General features: G+C 70.5%; 11 protein-coding genes. All 11 read right to left on the bottom strand.

The genetic code is table 11. The features are described 5' to 3' along the window. Positions 1-23: 23 nt before the first annotated feature. Complete coding sequence (locus ACVFI9_RS15865; protein ID WP_474763151.1) at positions 24-950, bottom strand: hypothetical protein; 927 nt, start codon at positions 948-950, stop codon at positions 24-26. Beyond that, positions 947-1,510, bottom strand: a complete 564-nt coding sequence (locus tag ACVFI9_RS15870) for a hypothetical protein (RefSeq protein ID WP_474763152.1) — start codon at positions 1,508-1,510, stop codon at positions 947-949. The genes ACVFI9_RS15865 and ACVFI9_RS15870 overlap by 4 nt, the downstream gene beginning before the upstream one ends. Beyond that, positions 1,507-2,109 carry a hypothetical protein gene (locus ACVFI9_RS15875; protein ID WP_474763153.1) on the bottom strand — a complete coding sequence of 201 codons (603 nt, stop codon included), beginning with the start codon at positions 2,107-2,109 and terminating at the stop codon, positions 1,507-1,509. The genes ACVFI9_RS15870 and ACVFI9_RS15875 overlap by 4 nt, the downstream gene beginning before the upstream one ends. A gap of 37 nt (positions 2,110-2,146) precedes the next feature. Next, positions 2,147-3,496, bottom strand: coding sequence for a hypothetical protein (locus ACVFI9_RS15880; protein WP_474763154.1), 1,350 nt, complete (start codon positions 3,494-3,496; stop codon positions 2,147-2,149). Between the two features lie 13 nt (positions 3,497-3,509). Continuing rightward, the gene (locus tag ACVFI9_RS15885) at positions 3,510-3,836 is read right to left on the bottom strand and encodes a hypothetical protein (protein ID WP_474763155.1); all 327 of its coding nucleotides are present in this window, start codon (positions 3,834-3,836) and stop codon (positions 3,510-3,512) included. A 96-nt stretch (positions 3,837-3,932) separates the two neighbouring features. Continuing rightward, complete coding sequence (locus ACVFI9_RS15890; RefSeq protein ID WP_474763156.1) at positions 3,933-4,220, bottom strand: WXG100 family type VII secretion target; 288 nt, start codon at positions 4,218-4,220, stop codon at positions 3,933-3,935. Between the two features lie 134 nt (positions 4,221-4,354). Beyond that, on the bottom strand, positions 4,355-8,842 hold the full coding sequence (locus ACVFI9_RS15895; protein ID WP_474763157.1) for an FtsK/SpoIIIE domain-containing protein: 4,488 nt from the start codon (positions 8,840-8,842) through the stop codon (positions 4,355-4,357). Beyond that, the gene (locus tag ACVFI9_RS15900; RefSeq protein ID WP_474763158.1) at positions 8,839-10,068 is read right to left on the bottom strand and encodes an RDD family protein; all 1,230 of its coding nucleotides are present in this window, start codon (positions 10,066-10,068) and stop codon (positions 8,839-8,841) included. The genes ACVFI9_RS15895 and ACVFI9_RS15900 overlap by 4 nt, the downstream gene beginning before the upstream one ends. 237 nt (positions 10,069-10,305) lie before the next feature. Next, positions 10,306-11,403, bottom strand: a complete 1,098-nt coding sequence (locus tag ACVFI9_RS15905) for a hypothetical protein (RefSeq protein ID WP_474763159.1) — start codon at positions 11,401-11,403, stop codon at positions 10,306-10,308. Between the two features lie 253 nt (positions 11,404-11,656). After that, positions 11,657-15,553, bottom strand: a complete 3,897-nt coding sequence (rpoC, locus tag ACVFI9_RS15910) for a DNA-directed RNA polymerase subunit beta' (protein ID WP_474763160.1) — start codon at positions 15,551-15,553, stop codon at positions 11,657-11,659. A 41-nt stretch (positions 15,554-15,594) separates the two neighbouring features. Then, positions 15,595-19,086 (bottom strand): DNA-directed RNA polymerase subunit beta, encoded by a 3,492-nt coding sequence (gene rpoB / locus ACVFI9_RS15915; RefSeq protein WP_474763161.1) that lies wholly within the window; start codon positions 19,084-19,086, stop codon positions 15,595-15,597. Positions 19,087-19,206 lie beyond the last annotated feature (120 nt).

Consider the following 19,206-nt stretch of genomic DNA (forward strand, 5'->3'; position numbering starts at 1 on the left):
GTACGCCGCCGTCGACGGTCAGGTCAGAGCCCGACCCGATAGCGCAGCTGTCCGGGCTCGGCGGCTCGGAGCTCCCGCAGGACCGCCGGTTCGAGCAGTTGACGGCGGCCGAGGGCGGCCACCGCCGCCGTGATCGCGCCCCGAAGCTGCGTCCGCCGATCGGCGTCGAGCACGCCGAGCAACGTTCGCGCCTCGGCCTGGGCCGATTCGATGGCCGCGTCGAGCTCGACCTCGAGGTCGGCACGACGCCCGCGCTCGGCGTCGCGGGCGAGGGCGCGCACGCGCGCCTCGGCGCGGGCCTCCCGTGACGCCCGCGCGAACAGCACGACGCAAGCACCGGCGGCGACCACGGCGAGCGCGATGGGCGCGACGACCCCGGCGTCGACGGCGCCGGGGTCGACGGCAGCGGCCCCGGATGCCCCGCCGGCGAGGACGGCGCGCCAGCCCACGAGCGCGGCCACCGCCAGCGACACGAGCGCCGTCAGGAGCACGAGGTGACGCGAGGAGGCGACGCTCGATCCGTCGCGGCGGGCTCGCCGCGCGCCCACGACGTGCATCGCCGCGGCGCCGACGACCAGGAGCGTCGCGATCCAGGCCCCCACGGGGGCGGGAAGCGCCGGGCCGGCGCCTGGCGCACCGGCGAGCAGGAGTGGCACCGCGACGAGCGCGAGCAGGAAGCCGAGGGCGTCCCAGCCCCACGCGGGGCGCCGCACAGGCTCCTCCTCGGCGTGCTCCTGGCGCCGGGCGAGCTCCTGGCGGAGCCGGCTCACGGTGCGATCGAACCGCCGGTCGAGGTCGACGAGGCGGCGGGCGGCCTCCGCGTCGATGCGGGGAAGCGCCGCATCCTCGAGCGCGCGGATGACCGCCGCGGGCGGGTCGATCGGAGTGAGCGGCATCGTGCGCGCCCGCTCCGACGCAGCCGCAGCGGCATCCGTCAGCGCGCTCGTCATGCCGCCTCGACGCGGATGCCGCGCACGAGCTCGTCGAGGAACGGGGCCATGAACCCGGCGTCGCGAGCGCTGTCGGCCGTGCCGTTCACCGCGACGACCGCGCCGCCGACGTCGAACACGTAGTTGAGCCGCCCCGCCGCGATGCCGGCATCGCTCGAGGGCAGCACGATCGCGGCACGCCGCCCGGTTCCGAGGTGCTCCGACGGGAAGTCGATGACGGTGGGCGGCAGGATGGCCCGCTCGTCGTCGGCGGTCTCGTGGTCGAGGTCGAGGCGTTGTTCGCCGTGCTCGCCGATGAAGACCTGCACGACTCCGAGCGCGGGCACGCTCCGGGGGCAGAAGAGCAGGCACTCGGTCGCCAGCGGAGTGCGCTGTGCGCGGGCCATGACGGCGAACTCTCGCACCGCCATGCGGGCATCCTCGGTGAGCGGACCGAGGTCCGCCTCGAACTCGTCGACCAGCGCTCCGGCCCAGGCCTCCTCGGCGGGCCAGCGGCCCGCCGGGAACGCCTCGGGTGCCGGGAACCAGATGCCGGCGTCGTACGGGATCTCGTACCTCACGCGTCCACCGCCTGCCACGCGAACGTGCTCACGATGGTGTCGCTCAGCAGGCACAGCTCTTCGACGAACCGATCGCGGAAGCCGTCGTCCTCGTCGGTCGGGTACGGGATCGTCGTCGTGAACACGAGCGCCCTGCGCCGGCCCGTGCCGGGCACCGCGATGAGGTAGTTCAGCACGCGTGCCGCGGTGCCCTCCAGGTCGCCGCGGGACCTGGTGTCGGCCTGCCAGCGCACGATGCCGTGATCGTCGCGGAGGAACTCGGCGTCGTGCTCGCGGAAGAGGTCGGTCACCTGACGATCGAGCGTGCCGCCCAGCTGCCCGTCGGCCACGGCCGCCGTCATCGAGAGCGGCAGCACCTGCTCGGACGGGACCTCCGTCTGGAGGTACAGCGCGAAGACCCGGCCCTGCTTCAGTTTGCGTGCGGCCGTGTGCATGAGGCGACGGAACTCGGCGTCGAGGTCGGGTCGATGCTGCGACTTGAACACCGCGCCCGAGCGCTCCACGAGGAGGCGGACGGATGCCTCGTCGGCCGGGAGCTCCTCCCAGCCGGCGGGGAGCATGAGCTGGAACGGTGGCACGGGGGAGGTCTCGTTCGGCATCGCCTTCACCATATCGACCGCCGCTGAGGGACCGGCATCATGCCGCCAGTTGGACGCGCCATGCGTCGACCGGGCTGGTCGCCGTCTGCGACTGCACCTCGCCGATGCGGCCGTCGACCATCCGCGTGCGCTTGACGCCGAACTCGATGACGTTCGCGATCGCCTCGCTGGTCGCGACCGGCTTGGCACCACCGCTGATGACGTCGGCCAGCGCGCCCAGGTGCGGCGTGACGACGCGCTGGTGGTGCGCCGACAGGCTCGCGAAGTTCTCGGCGAGCGCCATCGAGTAGCCGCGGCTCGATCCGCCGACGATGCGGTTCAGGATGTTGCGGGGCCCGGCGCCCTGGAAGGCGGAGAAGTCGCGGCCGAGGCGCGATGCCAGGCCGCCGGCGGCCCGCTGGCCGAGCCCGCCGCCCGCACGGAGGTTCGCCGGGTTCGTGAGGCCCCGGAGCGCGGTCATGCGGCGCAGCGGCGTGGCGATCTCGAGGTAGGGGCCGCCGAGGAACTCCTTCAGCCCGGTCAGTCGCTTCCCCGACTGGAACAGCTTGCCGAGCTTGCCGAACGGCAGCACGCCGACGATCGCCCAGCCGACGTCGGCGAGGCCTCTGCGGCCCTTCGCCCACAGGAACACCGTGCCGATGAGCGCGATGACGCCGGCGATGGCGGCGATCAGGGCGATGAACGGGCCGCCGATGATGAGCGCGGCGATCGCGAGCACCACGCCCGCCCAGGCGAGGACCTCGAGCACCACCTCGACCACGCCGGCGAGGTTGTCGGTCCAGTCGTCGCTGACGTTGCCCTCGGTCGCGTCGTTGACGCCCCGCAGTGCGGTCTCATAGGCCTCGTCCCATACCTCCCACTGGGAGTCGAACAGCGCGTACTGCGCGTCGAGGTCGTCTTCGGCGTTGCCGACCGCCGTCTGGGCATCGGCGGCGGTCTCGCGCAACTGCCGATTCCGCTCGACCGCGGTGGGATCCGTGGGATCGGCGTCGGGTGCGTCGTCGGCCGCGGATGCCGCGGTCGCCGCGGCGGCGCGCTTCTGGTCGAGGGCGGCCTTGGCGTCGGCGGCCTCCCGCACGATCGTGCGCATCGCGGCCTGCACGTCGGCGAGCTTCTCGCCGTAGGTCTTCATCACGCCACCGGTGGGCTTGTAGCGCTCGCCCGCCTTGCGGAGCTCCTCGTGCGCGTCGCCCACCTCCGAGCGGATGCGCTCGATGGAGCGGCCCCGCTCCTCGGTGGCGCCGTCGCCGACCTCGCGGAGGATGTCGGCCGCGCCGATCATCTGCTCGCCGAGGTCCTCGATCTCGCGGCCCCGGGCGACGATGCCGGCGGCATCGCCCTCGAGCACCTCGACGCGGTGCCCGTTGCGGGTGCGAAGTTCTGTCATCTCCTGGCCCCGTTCATCGTGTCGGCAGGTTGGCGCCGTCGTGCTCCTGCAGCTTCAGGCTGTCGGCGGCCTCGAGGTCGAAGTCCTGCCAGCCCTGGCACGTGCTCTCCACGGCCGCCTGGATGCCCGTCAGCTTCTGGATGAGCGCGTTGCGCCGGTCGTCCCAGCCGCCCTCGAACTCGTGCGTCCGGTCGCGGAGGCTGCTGCGCCCGTCGGGGCGTCCGATCATGTCCTGGAGCGCGTCGGTGCGCTTCGCGGCATCGTGGAACTCCACGAGGATCTGCTTGAGGGAGCCGTTCAGCCTGTTGAGGTGATCGACCTTCACGTACACGTCGGGCATGGCGATTCCTGTTCACCGTGGGTTGTGTGGCGGCATCCGGCGTCCGGCCGTCGACGGGGAGGGTGCCCGCGGCACCCTCCCCGGAGCGACGTCGGACTACTGGCCGGCGAGTGCGGCGTCGGTGTCCTTGATGGCCTGCATCATCTTGCGGAGCGATTCGCCCATGTCGCGGATGCCGTCGATGGCCGTCTCGAGGCCGGTGGTGAGCTCGGTGTAGCCCTCGCCGAACTTGCCGGAGGCGTGCTCGGTCTTGAAGTCGTCGCCCAGCAGCGTGTCGACGCCCTGCTTGAGCTGGCGGAGGATGTCGGCGATGTCCTCGCGGCCCTGCTCGAGCCTGCCCGCCATCGATTCCATCTCACCGTACGAAGCCTTGAAGTCAGCCATGCCGGCCATTCCTTTCCGTTTCGGCCCCCTTCGGACCTCTCGTGCTCTACGGTAGGGATCCCCTGAACGGGTGCCAATGGGGAGGGGTCCCCACCCGGGCCGCACCCGCCGCGGTGCGGCGCCCTCGTCGGCCCTCACGCCTCCACGAGCGGCAACTGCACCGTGACGGCGCGGCCGTTCTCGACGAACAGCCCGCGGCCCTCGGGGAACTCGTGGCGCTGCACGCGCGGGAACGGCACCTTGAACAGGGAGTCGCCGTCGTAGGTGTCGGGCTTCAACACGATGCCGCGCCGCCCGCCCTTGAAGTCGCCGATGAAGCCGTATCCCGAGCCGAGCTGGCTCACGTCACCGTCGCCCATCAGGAAGTGGTCGCTGCGGTTGATCGCCTGGAAGAGCTCCTTGAGCGGGCGCTCGGCGTCGGAGTCCGCGAACTCGGTGACGTTCTCGATGACCACCACGAGACGACCGGGGATCGTCTCGTCGCCGACGATGCCCGTGAGCTCCTTCGCGAGCGCGCGTGCGTCGTCGACGCCGAGGGCCGTGCCCGTCCACGACCGGAACTCGCGCAGCACGGCCCGGCGTCCGCCGAAGTGGAAGAACCTCGCGTCGGGGTCGAATCTCGACATCGAGGTCATCAGCGCCCGCAACGCGTTGGACTTGCCGCTCCGCGGCGGGCCGGCGACGACGAACGTGCCGACCGGTTCGAATCCCTTCGGCCCGAGCAGGTCCTCCGAGATGCCGATGACGGGCAGGCCGTCGATCGCTGCCGGCAGGTGGTCGACGCGCAGCTCGGTGGGCAGCGACCCGATCTCGCCGACCTCGACGGCACCACGAGCGCGCAGCGCCGCGGCGAACGACTGGAGCTCCGACGTCTGGCTCGCCACGTTTGCCGTTCCGCCCATGACGGCGAGCTGCGTCTCGAGGCCGTCCACGATCGCTCGCCCCGGGGCGCTGCGCTCGTTCAGCACGTCCTTCGGCGCGCCGAGGATCGAGTACGCTCCCTCGTCCGACATCCGGAGCACGATGCGGCGGCTCACGTTGGCGCTCACCGCCGTCGGCACGGCGCCGTAGCGGTCGGCGGTCGCGACGGCATGGATGCCGAGCGGACGCCCCTCGCCGAGGACCCGCATGAAGACGTTGTAGAACGGCGACCGGGCCGACGTCGCCTCCCACTCCTGCTTGAACGTGCCGAAGCCGTCGATGAGCAGGAGGATGCGCGGTTCGTGCGGTCGGGCCGCGAGCGCACGGTACTCCGTGAGGGTCGCGGCGTTCACCTCGGAGAACCGCCTGGCACGGTCGTCGAGCAGGGCCCGCACGGTGCGGAGCAGGCGCTGGATGCGTTCGACGTCGTCGCCCGGCACGATCGAGCCGACGTGCGGCAGCACCTCGATGGAGCGCAGCGAACCGGTGCCGAAGTCGAGGCCGTAGACCTCAGCGCCGCCCAGGTCGGGACGCGCCCCGACGGCCGTCGCGATCGTGCGCAGCGCCGCGGTCTTGCCCGCACCGCTCGTGCCGTAGACGAGCAGGTGCCCATCGGTGTCGGGCTCGAAGTACACGGGCTCCTGGGCCTGCCGCTCGGGGATGTCGGCGATGCCGAGCGGGATCCTCGCGTCGCCCTCGAGCGGCAGGGTGCGCAGGTCGACCGTGGAGGTGAGGTCGTCGAGCCACGGGCGCCGCGGCGCCGGGATGCCGGCACTCCTGGCGGCCTCGACGAGGTTCGCCACCATGCGACGCTGGTCGTTCGGGCCGAGGTCGGTCTCGTGCCCGTCGGCGTCGTCCCCGGACTCGGGCTCCCAGACCACCGTGGAGCCGAACCGGAGCTCGGCCACCCGCACCTGCGCGACGTCGGGCGCGTCGGTCGTCCATCCGCCGGCGTACCCCGACTGGAACGGCACCAGCCGGCCCGGGCCGGTCTTGGCGATCCCCCGCCCGGGGATCGACGGGTCGAACGTGCCCGCGACGGGGTCGCCGACGACGTCGTTCGAGTCCGAGACATCCGCCATTCGCAAGGCGACCCGGAGGTTCGTGTTGGCTCGGAGGTTGTCCTTGATGACGCCGGCGGGCCGCTGCGTCGCCATGATGAGGTGGATGCCGAGCGAGCGGCCTCGCTGGGCGATGTCCACCACGCCGTCGACGAACTCGGGGACCTCCCCCGCGAGCGCCGCGAACTCGTCGATGACGAGCACGAGCGCGGGCGGCGTCTCGGGGTCCTGGCGCTTCTCGAGCTCGAGGAGGTCCTTCGCCTTCTTCCGGTTGAACAGGTGCTCGCGATGGTGCAGCTCGGCGCGCAGGCTCGTGAGCGCCCGGCGCACGAGGTGGGGGCTGAGGTCGGTCACCAGCCCCACGCAGTGCGGCAGGTCGACGCAGTCCGCGAACGCGGAGCCGCCCTTGTAGTCGACGAAGAGGAAGGTGACCCGATCGGGGCTGTACTCGGCGGCCATGCCGAGCACCCAGGCCTGCAGGAACTCCGACTTGCCCGAGCCCGTGGTGCCGCCGACGAGCGCGTGCGGACCCTGCGTGCGCAGGTCGAGCGACATCGCGTCGGGACTGCCCTGGCCGATGAACGCCTTGAGCGTGCCCGCACGCTTCGAACGTGGGCGCGGGCCGCGGGAGCGGTCGAGGATCGAGCTGTTCTGACGCCACCGCTCGATCGCCGCGGTCGGCTGCGCCGCGATGTCGGTTCCGAGGAGCGTCAGCAGCGAGACGCTCGTCGGGAGGTCGCTCGAATCGGCCGCGACCGAGCTCGAATCGGCCACCGGGGCGAGCCGCTTCGCGAAGACCTCGGCGTACTGGTTCGACACGCCCTCGACGCCGACCGCCTCGAACTGCTCCCCCGCCCGCACGAAGCCGACCATGGCGCGATCGAGCCCGTCGGTCGCATCGATGTAGGTGCGGCACGCCGCGGGCAGCGACTCCACGGTCGGTGCCAGGAAGATGGTGAAGATCCCGGCGTCGGCGCCCCGCTCGATGACCTGGGTCAGTCGCGGCCGGTCCACCGGCGCGTCGTTCGAGGCGATGAGCACGAGGGCCAGGTCGCCCTCGAGGGCACCGGCGCCGCCGACCGCCTCGCCGACCCTCGCACCGAGCGCCATCGTCGTGTCGACGTCGCGCAGCGGACCGCGCCGGCTCGGCGTGCCCGACAGGCGGCCGAGGATCGTCTCCTCGAGTCCGTTGAGGAGCACGGTGCCGGCCGACTGGCTGTCGGCGAGCGCCAGGTCGGCGAACGGCGACCGGGGACTCGTCGTGTGCGGCAGCCACTTCATCCACTCGAGCTCGCGGGCCCATGCGGGGTCGACGATCGCGGCGGTGATGAGCTCGTTCGGCGCGTGCAGGCCGAACAGCTGCACGCCGAGCCCGCGCAGCACGTCGGCGGCGAGATGCCGAGGACCCGCGATGCCGATCGCACCCGACAGCGGAAGCATCTCCACGACCGGTACCTCGTCGATGAACTCGTGCCGAGCGCGGAGCCGGTCGACCTGTCGGGTGTAGCGTGCGATCCCCTTCAGGTCGTTCGACTGCTGGATGGTGTTGCGGCTGCGGGCGCGTCCGACGCCGAGCCGGAGGGCGAGGAAGTTCCAGTGCTCGGGCCGGCGCGTCCAGAGCAGCGGCCCGAGGCGCATGGCCTCCTCGTACACGGTCGCCACCGCGGGCGCCTCGGCGTGCCGCCTCGCCCGCTCGACGGCGGTCTCGCGGGCGAGGGTCTCCGCGAGCTCCTCGAGCTGCGTCTCGAACGTGTCGATCTCGAGCCGGAGCTTCTTGCCCTGCTGCGTGCGCTGGCCGACGAAGTTGCCGAGCATCATCAGGGGCGACATGGCCACGATCGAGAGCGAATACGGGTTGCCCGTCACGAAGAACATCGCGAGGCCGAGCATCATCGGCGCGACGATCATGGGCCAGGGGAACAGGCGCGGGTCGGCCTCGGTGGGGATCACCGGATGCCGGTGCTCCGTGCCGGGATAGCGCACCTCGACGCGCGGCGACCGGTTGAACATGAGGGCCCCGCCGCGCTCGAGCACGGGATCGGCACCGGCCGCGCCAGCGACGATCGAGAACGAGACGTCCGTCTCGCCGATCGTGATGACCTGCCCGGGGATGACCCGGACGCGCTGCACGAGGCCCCCGTCGACGATGAGCCCGTTCGCGGAGTTGAGGTCGACGAGCTCGATCGCCTGGTCGATCTCGATTCGGGCGTGCCGCTTCGACACGAGCGGATCGGCGAGCACCACGTCGACGCCCGCGGTGCGCCCGATGGTGCTGTTGCCCCGTCGCAGCGGAACCTCCCGCCCGGCCTCGGGACCGCTGAGGACGCGGAGGACCGCCGCCGCGGTCGCCGACGCGGCAGCCGGAGCCGGGGCGTGGACGACGACCGCCACGTTGAAGCCCGAGCCGATGGGCGCGTCGCCGATGAGGAGGTCGGGCTCGAGCACCACCGGATCGGCGGAGGTCGGCGGCGCGACCGCGAGGGTCAGCGCGGCCTGCGACACCCGGTCGCGGTGCACCGAGGCGGGATCGGTCGCGGCGATGGCCCGCGCGATGTCGGCGACGGTGGCCGTGGAGTCCGCCGTCACGGCGATGTCCACCGGCGATCCGGTCTGCCGCCGGAGTCCGAGCTTGAGCCTCATGCCTGCCTTCCGCTTCGGCGCGTCACCGTGAACGAGCGACCGCCGAGCGTGACGCGAGCGCCCGCGGGCACCGGTGTGCGCACCCCGGGCGGGAGCGACCGGCTGGCGCCGTCGGGCAGCGTGACCACGACGCCGTTCTTCGACGCGCGGTCGTACAGCCAGAATCCGTCGGCGTCGATGCCGTAGCCCGCGTGCGTCTTCGAGATGCGCATGGAGTCGTCGACGAGGGGCACCAGCTGGTCGGCCGGCTCGCCCGGTGCGGCGACCGGTCCCCGACCGAGCAGTCCGGATGCCGCGGCCACGACCCGCGAGCCGTCGTCGAACTCGAGCACCCAGTCGGTCATCGCAGCGGCAGGGCCCGGAGCCGCGACGCCCGAAGGTGCGGGTGCGGGTGCGGGAGCGGATGCGGGCGCAGGCGCGGATGGAGCAGGCGCGGAGACCGGTGTCGGTGACGGCACGAGGTCGGGCGGCGTCCACGCTCCCGGTCCGTCGGGAGCACCCGCCACGACACCCGAGCTCGAGCGGTACGACGGAATGTACAGGCCGTCGCCCACCGGGCGGTCGCTTGCGAGCGAGGGCAGGCCCGGGACATCCGCCACCGGCTGCGCCTCGAGCGCCCGGCGTGCATGCCTGAGCGCCTTCGCGTCGCGCGGGTCCAGACCACGGCGGGTGTCGACGAGGTAGCAGCGGCCGATGCGGTCGAGCCAGCTGCGGCCGCGGTGCTCGGGATCCCAGAGGGACGAGGCGAACAGCACGGCGGGGCCGACGACCGGGAGCACGATCTGCGCGAGCCAGAGCAGGAGCGCCCGCAGCACGATGCGCCAGAAGCCGGGCACGCCGAAGCGCACGAGGTCGACCGAGCGCAACCCGAGCGCGGTCTTGCCGATCGTGCGCCCCGTGCGGCCATGCAGGATGAGCTGCACGAGCCCGTAGACGGCGGTGAGACCCTGCCCGACGATGCACAGGACGAGCGCCGGCATCGCCGCCGTTCCGAACGCCGGAAGCTCCCCGCCCGCCGCCACGACGAGGGCCGTGAGCTGCACGAGGCCGATGATCGAGGGGATCGCGAGCAGCACGAAGCACACGGCATCCACGGCGAACGCCGCACTTCGCCGGCCCGCCGGCGCCGGCACGATGCCGAGGCGTTCGGCGTACGCCGGATCGGGCCGGCCGTCGGCGTCGAGACCCGGCACGACCTCGTCATCGACGTCGAGAGTGACGCTCACTTCGCTCCTCGTCTGGAAGGGGACTGTCTCGCCACCCAATCCGATCGCGGGCGCGGCTGTCGATGGGGAGGGGTCACCATGCCCGACTCAGCAGCGTACCTCCCCGCCCGGACGCGCGAGCACCGAGCGCGTGCACTTCCGTCGAGCGCAATGGCGTCCGCGAGCGCGCTCGTCGGATCTGCACGCGCCGGGCGTCGCCGCCCGCCCGCCGATGCGAGCGAGCCTCACCGCCACGCCTCAGCGACGCTGCGGCTGCGGACCTGCCGCGATCTCGCGGTCGTACTCCTCGCGGGCGAGCCGATTGCGCTCGGCGACGGTGCGGCCCCGCCTGGCCAGCCAGCCGCCGAGCCAGATCGGGATCTCGCGCGCGATGATGAACGCCGCGATCGCGAAGGGGTCGAGCCAGCGCTCGCGCAGGAAATCCGTCGCCTCTTCGCGCGTGAGCGTCCACGCCTGCACCGTGAGCAGGGCGCCGCCGATGTAGGCGAAGTACACGAGCACGCCGACGAGCAGGCCGAAGACTGCGTAGTACCACCAGGCGCCCCGGTTCACGATGACGGCGAGCAGCGCGAAGCCCACGAAGAACCCGACGATCGGCACCCAGAAGAGCGGGCTCAGCAGGAACGCGACGAACGCGTCGGTCGCCTCGACGGCGTCGCCCCGACCGAGCAGCAGCAGGTAGGCGACGCCGGCGAAGAGGAGTGCGAACAGCACCGCGCCGATGAGTGCGACGAGCACGCCGAACCCGCGGTTGCCGCGCGTCCTGGGCGGCGTCGGGGCCTGGACGTAGATGGTCTGCGGGCCCGGTGCCGGCGCGGGCGAAGGCGCCGGCTCGCGGAAGGCCTCGGGCTGGAGTGCCGGCTCGGACTCAGGGGCGAGGGTGGCCGCGCCCGCCGCGATGCCCGGCGCGGCGACGGTGGCGGCCGGCACGTAGGTCTCGCGTCGCACGGTGTCTGCGGGAACCGGCTCGGGCACCTCGTCGACGGCGTCGCGCGCGTCACGGGTGTCGTCGGCGTCGGATGCCACGGGGCCGGCGTTCGCGCGTCCGACGGCGGCGTCGAGTCGGGCCGTCGCGTCCCGCGACTCGTCCCGCTCGCCGATCGGCTCGTCGGGGCGTTCCACCTCGCGCTCGGCGGGCGCTGCGAGGTCGGCGTCGTGCTCGGCGCCCTCGTGCTCGGCGTCGTGCCCCGCGGCGTCGTGCCCCGCGGCCTCGTGCTCGGCCTCGTGCTCGTGGGCCTCGTGCTCGGTCGACGACGGCTCGTCGGTTTCGCGTGGCTCGGTGACGCCGTCGTCGTACGGGCGATCCGGGTCGGATCCGGGAGTCGTGCTGCTCATGATCGCGCTCCTTCCGGGCGCCGTCGCACCCGCCTTCGGGGCCACTGTAACAACGCCGACGCGTCGCGCGAGGCAGCCGCGCGGCGCTTCACCGCCGCCGTTCGCGCACGGGCTCGCGGCATCCGGATTCACCGCACACGCCGAAGGGCCCCGGATCGCTCCGGGGCCCTTCGGGGCTGCGGCGGCGGCCCGTCCTCGCGGTGGCGGCCCGAGATCGGGCCGCCACCGCGAGCGGACGCCGCCGCCGCGGCGATCAGCTGTAGTTGCCTGGGGTGAAGTCGTCGCTCGAGAACGCGTCGAAGTCGACGAAGCTGAGGTCGCCCTCGGCGAACGCGGCGTCGTCGGCGAAGATCCGGTTCGGGTACCGCTCCGCCTTCGCCTCCTCCGTCGCCTCGACCGTGACGTTCCGGTACTTGTTCAGACCGGTGCCCGCGGGGATCAGCTTTCCGATGATCACGTTCTCCTTGAGGCCGACGAGCGGGTCGGACTTGCCCTCCATGGCGGCCTGCGTGAGCACGCGGGTCGTCTCCTGGAAGGACGCGGCCGACAGCCACGACTCGGTCGCGAGGGACGCCTTGGTGATACCCATGACCTCCTGGCGAGCCGATGCCGTCTTCTTGCCCTCGGTGAGCGCGGCACGGTTGATCTCGTTGTACTTCGACCGGTCGACGAGCTCACCGGGCAGCAGGTCGGTGTCGCCGTGGTCGACGACGGTGACCTTGCGCAGCATCTGCCGCACGATGACCTCGATGTGCTTGTCGTGGATCGGCACGCCCTGCGAACGGTAGACGTCCTGGACGCCGTCCACCAGGTGCTTCTGCACCTCGCGGACGCCCTTGACCCGGAGGACCTCCTTCGGGTCGACGGTGCCGACGATCAGCTGGTGGCCGAGCTCGACGTGCTGGCCGTCCTCGACGAGGAGCGTCGAACGCTTGAGCACGTTGTACGCGATCGGCTCGTCGCCGTTGTCGGGCGTGAGGATGACCTTGCGCTGCTTCTCGGTCTCGTCGATCGTGATCCGGCCGGCGGCCTCCGCGATGGGCGACGCACCCTTGGGGGTCCGGGCCTCGAAGAGCTCCTGCACGCGGGGAAGACCCTGCGTGATGTCGTCGGCCGAAGCCGAACCACCGGTGTGGAACGTACGCATCGTGAGCTGCGTGCCGGGCTCGCCGATCGACTGGGCCGCGATGATGCCGACGGCCTCGCCGATGTCGACGAGCTTGCCGGTCGCGAGCGAGCGGCCGTAGCACTTCGCGCACACGCCGACCGCGGACTCGCAGGTGAGCACCGAGCGGACCTTGATCGTCTCGACACCGGCCGCGATGAGCTCGTTGATGAGCACATCGCCGACGTCGGAGCCGGCCTCGGCCACGACCTCGCCCTTCGCGTTCACGGCGTCGGCCGCGAGCGAGCGGGCGAACACCGAGTTCTCGACGTTCGGGTCGCGCACGAGCTTGCCCGAGGAGTCCGTCGTCGCGATCGGCAGGTCGAGGCCCTTGGTGGTGCCGCAGTCGTCTTCACGGATGATGACATCCTGCGAGACGTCCACGAGACGACGCGTGAGGTAGCCCGAGTCGGCCGTACGGAGGGCCGTGTCGGCCAGACCCTTGCGGGCACCGTGGGTCGCGATGAAGTACTCCGCCACGCTCAGCCCCTCGCGGTACGAGGAGATGATCGGGCGCGGGATGATCTCGCCCTTCGGATTGTTCACGAGGCCTCGCATGCCGGCGATGTTGCGCACCTGCAGCCAGTTACCACGAGCACCCGAGGTGACCATGCGGTTGATGGTGTTGTCGGTCGGGAAGTTCTCCTGCATGGCCCGGGCGACCTCGTCGGTGGCCTTGGTCCAGATCTGGATGAGCTCCTGACGACGCTCGAGGTCGGTCGTGAGACCCTTCTCGAACTGCGACTGCACCTTGGCGGCCTGCTTCTCGTACTTCGAGACGATCTCGCCTTTGTTCGGCGGCGTCACGATGTCGGACAGCGCCACGGTCACGCCCGAACGGGTCGCCCAGCGGAAGCCGGCGTCCTTGATGCGGTCGAGGGTCGCGGCGACCTCCGTCTTCGGGTAGCGCTCGGCGAGGTCGTTGACGATCGAGGAGATCTGACCCTTGCCCGCCTGCGCGTTGAAGTACGGGTAGTCCTCGGGCAGCGCCTCGTTGAAGAGCGCACGACCCAGCGTGGTCTCGAGGAGGTAGGGCTTGCCCGACTCGAAGCCCTCGGGCTCGTCGCCCTCGGCGAAGTGCAGCCCGTCGAGGCGGATCTTCACCTTGGCGCCGAGGTCGAGCGCGATCTCGCCCGGACGGTTCTGGTCGAACGCGAGGATCGCCTCGGCGATCGACGAGAACGCACGGCCCTCACCGGCTGCGCCGTCCTTCTGCGTGGTCAGGTGGTGCAGGCCGATGATCATGTCCTGCGAGGGCAGGGTCACCGGACGGCCGTCCGACGGCTTCAGGATGTTGTTCGACGCGAGCATCAGGATGCGGGCCTCGGCCTGGGCCTCGACCGACAGCGGCAGGTGCACGGCCATCTGGTCGCCGTCGAAGTCCGCGTTGAACGCGGCGCAGACGAGCGGGTGCAGCTGGATGGCCTTGCCCTCGACGAGCTGCGGCTCGAAGGCCTGGATGCCGAGGCGGTGCAGGGTGGGCGCGCGGTTCAGCAGCACGGGGCGCTCGCGGATGATCTCCTCGAGGACGTCCCACACCTGCGGACGCGAACGCTCGACCATGCGCTTGGCGGCCTTGATGTTCTGCGCGTGGCTCAGGTCGATGAGGCGCTTGATGACGAACGGCTTGAACAGCTCGAGCGCCATCTGCTTGGGCAGGCCGCACTGGTGCAGCTTCAGCTGCGGGCCGACCACGATGACCGAACGGCCCGAGTAGTCGACGCGCTTGCCGAGCAGGTTCTGGCGGAAGCGACCCTGCTTGCCCTTGAGCATGTCGCTCAGGGACTTGAGGGCGCGGTTGCCGGTACCCGTCACCGGGCGACCACGACGACCGTTGTCGAACAGCGCGTCGACGGCCTCCTGCAGCATCCGCTTCTCGTTGTTCACGATGATCTCGGGAGCCCCGAGGTCGAGCAGGCGACGCAGGCGGTTGTTGCGGTTGATCACACGACGGTAGAGGTCGTTCAGGTCGCTGGTGGCGAACCGGCCACCGTCGAGCTGCACCATCGGGCGCAGCTCCGGCGGGATCACCGGGACGACGTCGAGCACCATCGCGGCCGGCGAGTTGCCGGTCTGCAGGAAGGAGCTGACGACGCGAAGGCGCTTGATCGCGCGGATCTTCTTCTGGCCCTTGCCCTCGGCGATCTGCAGGCGCAGGTCCTCGGCCTCGGCGGCCAGGTCGAACGCCTCGAGGCGCTTCTTGATGGCCTCGGCGCCCATGTAGGCGTCGAAGTACATGCCGAAGCGGTCCTGCAGCTCGTGGAACACCGAGTCCTCGGGCTTCAGGTCGCCGACCTTGAGGGTGCGGAAGTCCTCCCACACGCGCTCGAGGTGCGCGATCTGCTCGTCGGCGCTCTTGCGGACGCCGGCCATCTCCTTGTCGGCGGCGGCTTCGGCACGCTTGCGCTGGTCGCTCTTGGCGCCCTCGGCCTCGAGCTCGGCGAGCTCGGCCTCCTTGCGCGCCATCAGCTCGGCGATGCGCGCGTCGCGCTGGTCGCCGATGGTCTTGATCTCGAGGCGCAGCTCGTTCTCGAGACCGGGCATGTCGGCGTGACGACCCTCGTCGTCGACGTCGATCACCATGTACGCGGCGAAGTAGATGACCTTCTCGAGGTCCTTCGGCGCCATGTCGAGCAGGTACCCGAGGCGCGAGGGCACGCCCTTGAAGTACCAGATGTGGGTGACGGGGGCGGCGAGCTCGATGTGGCCCATCCGCTCGCGGCGCACCGAGGACTTCGTGACCTCGACACCGCAGCGCTCGCAGACGATGCCCTTGAAGCGCACGCGCTTGTACTTGCCGCAGGCGCACTCCCAGTCGCGGGAAGGTCCGAAGATCTGCTCGCCGAAGAGGCCGTCCTTCTCGGGCTTGAGCGTGCGGTAGTTGATGGTCTCGGGCTTCTTGACCTCGCCGTAGGACCAACGACGGATGTCGTCGGCGGTGGCCAGACCGATGCGAAGCTCGTCAAAAGTGGTTGCGTCGAGCAATTTCTCTCCTAGAAAAGTCTCAGTCGTCGTTCTGGCCGGGTTCAGATCTCGTCGATGTTCGACGACTCGAAGCGCGCGGAGATGTTGATGCCGAGCTCCTCCGCAGCGCGGAAGGCCTCGTCATCGGTGTCGCGCAGGCTCACCGCGGTGCCGTCGGCCGAGAGCACCTCGACGTTCAGGCAGAGCGACTGCATCTCCTTCATGAGCACCTTGAAGGACTCGGGGATGCCGGGCTCCTGGATGTTCTCGCCCTTGACGATGGCCTCGTACACCTTGACGCGGCCGAGGATGTCGTCGGACTTGATCGTGAGGAGCTCCTGCAGCGCGTAGGCGGCGCCGTAGGCCTCGAGGGCCCACACCTCCATCTCACCGAAGCGCTGGCCGCCGAACTGCGCCTTTCCACCGAGCGGCTGCTGGGTGATCATCGAGTACGGGCCGGTGGAGCGCGCGTGGATCTTGTCGTCCACGAGGTGGTGCAGCTTCAGGATGTACATGTAGCCGACCGAGACCGGGTACGGGAACGGCTCGCCCGAGCGCCCGTCGAACAGCTGCGTCTTGCCGCTGGAGTCGATGAGGCGCTCGCCGTCGCGGTTGGGCAGCGTCGAGTCGAGCAGGCCCGCGATCTCCTCCTCGAGGGCGCCGTCGAACACCGGGGTCGCGACCTTGGTGCCGGGGGCGGCCTCGTGGGCGTCCTTCGGGAGCTTCTTGGCCCACGCCGGGTTGCCCTCGACCTTCCAGCCCTGCTTGGCGACCCAGCCGAGGTGGGTCTCCAGCACCTGGCCGAAGTTCATGCGGCCGGGGATGCCGAGCGGGTTGAGGATCACGTCGACCGGCGTTCCGTCGGCGAGGAACGGCATGTCCTCGACCGGCAGGATCTTCGAGATGACGCCCTTGTTGCCGTGACGACCGGCGAGCTTGTCGCCCTCGGTGATCTTGCGCTTCTGGGCGATGTAGACGACCACGCGCTGGTTGACGCCCGAGCCGAGCTCGTCGTCGCCGTCCTGCGCGTCGAACACCTTGACGCCGATGATCGTGCCCTGCTCACCGTGGGGGACCTTCAGTGACGTGTCGCGCACCTCGCGGCTCTTCTCGTTGAAGATCGCGCGGAGCAGGCGCTCCTCGGCCGAGAGCTCGGTCTCGCCCTTCGGCGTGACCTTGCCGACGAGGATGTCGCCGGGGCGCACCTCGGCGCCGATGCGGATGATGCCGCGCTCGTCGAGGTCGGCGAGCAGGTCGGGGCTGACGTTGGGGAGATCACGCGTGATCTCCTCCTTGCCGAGCTTCGTGTCGCGGGCATCCACCTCGTACTCCTCGATGTGGATCGACGAGAGCACGTCGTCCTTCACGAGGTTCTGGCTGAGGATGATCGCGTCCTCGAAGTTGTGACCCTCCCACGGCATGAATGCGACGAGCAGGTTCTTGCCGAGCGCGAGCTCGCCGTTGTCGGTCGCGGGACCGTCGGCGACGACCTCGCCGGCCTCGATGCGGTCGCCCGCCGAGACGATGACGCGGTTGTTGTACGACGTGCCCTGGTTGGAGCGGTCGAACTTGCGCAGGTAGTACGTCTGCGTGCCGCCCTCGTCGAGCTGGATGGTCACGGAGTCGGCCGAGACCTCGGCGACGACGCCCGCCTTGTCGGCGGTGATCACGTCACCGGCGTCGACGGCCGCGTAACCCTCCATGCCCGTGCCGACGAACGGCGAGTCGCTGCGCAGCAGCGGCACGGCCTGGCGCTGCATGTTCGCACCCATGAGGGCGCGGTTCGCGTCGTCGTGCTCGAGGAACGGGATGAGCGAGGTCGCCACCGACACCATCTGGCGCGGCGAGACATCCATGTAGCCGATCTCGTCGGCGGGGAACAGGTCGACCTCGCCGCCCTTCTTGCGGGCGAGGACGCGCTCCTCCTGGAAGTGACCGTCGGCCTTCAGCGGCGCGTTGGCCTGGGCGACGATGTAGTCGTCCTCCTCCATCGCGGTGAGGTAGTCGATCTGCTCGGTGACCTTGCCGTTCACGACCCGGCGGTACGGCGTCTCGATGAAGCCGAACGAGTTGATGCGCGCGAACGACGCGAGCGAGCCGATGAGGCCGATGTTCGGGCCTTCCGGCGTCTCGATCGGGCACATGCGGCCGTAGTGCGAGGGGTGCACGTCACGGACCTCGACGCCCGCGCGGTCGCGCGAGAGACCGCCGGGGCCGAGCGCCGAGAGGCGGCGCTTGTGGGTCAGGCCCGCGAGCGGGTTGTTCTGGTCCATGAACTGCGACAGCTGCGAGGTGCCGAAGAACTCCTTGATCGCGGCGACGACGGGTCGCACGTTGATCAGAGTCTGCGGCGTGATCGCCTCGATGTCCTGCGTGGTCATGCGCTCACGCACGACGCGCTCCATGCGGCTGAGGCCGGTGCGGACCTGGTTCTGGATGAGCTCGCCGACCGCACGGATGCGACGGTTGCCGAAGTTGTCGATGTCGTCGACGTCGAGGCGGATCTCGACGTCCTTGCCACCGCGACGGCCCGCGATCGTGGTGCGCTCGTCGTGGAGGGCGACGAGGTACTTGATCGTGGCGACGATGTCCTGGACCGTGAGCACCGAGTCGGTGAGCGGCGCCTCGAGGCCGAGCTTGTTGTTGATCTTGTACCGGCCGACCTTGGCGAGGTCGTAGCGCTTCGGGTTGAAGTAGAAGTTGTCGAGGAGCGCACGCGCGGCCTCGGCGGCCACCTGCTCGCCCGGACGGAGCTTGCGGTAGATGTCCTTGAGCGCCTCCTCCTTGGTGAGGATGTTGTCCTTCTCGAGGGTGAGCGCGATCGACTCGTAGCCGGCGAACTCCTCGAGGATCTCCTCGCTCGTGAGGCCGAGCGCCTTGAGGAAGACGGTCACCGACTGCTTGCGCTTGCGGTCGATGCGCACGCCGACCTGGTCGCGCTTGTCGATCTCGAACTCGAGCCAGGCACCGCGGCTCGGGATGACGCGCGCCGAGTAGATGTCCTTGTCACTCGTCTTCTCGGGGGTGCGCTCGAAGTAGACGCCGGGCGAACGGACGAGCTGCGACACGACGACGCGCTCGGTGCCGTTGATGACGAAGGTGCCCTTCGGGGTCATCAGGGGGAAGTCGCCCATGAAGACCGTCTGGGTCTTGATCTCACCCGTGAGGTGGTTCATGAACTCCGCGTTGACGTACAGCGGAGCGGAGTAGGTCTTGCCCTTCTCCTTGCACTCGTCGATCGTGTACTTCGGCGGCTCGAGCTCGGGGTTGGTGAACGAGAGCTGCATGGTCTCGCCGAGGTCCTCGATGGGCGAGATCTCCTCGAAGATCTCCTCGAGGCCGGTGCTCTCGGGCAGGTCCTGCCGGCCGGCCTCCACGGCAGCCTCGACGCGCGCCTTCCACGCGTCGTTGCCGACCAGCCAATCGAAGCTCTCCGTCTGGAGGGCCAGCAGATCGGGTACGGTGAGGGTGTCGGTGACCTTTGCGAACGAGAGGCGGCTTGCACCGCGTCCGTTCTTGGGGGTGGGCGTGGTCGCGTTACGCGCAGCAGCCAAGTGAATAACCTCCATCGGCCCCGTCGGGCCGGTTCACTGTCGGTAGCGGAGAGTGGTACCCCTCAGACGTATGCAAGTGCTCGAGGGAAGTTCCCCCGGCACGCAAAGCCGACCGCAATA

This window comes from Agromyces sp. NSFZ (assembly GCF_056156205.1).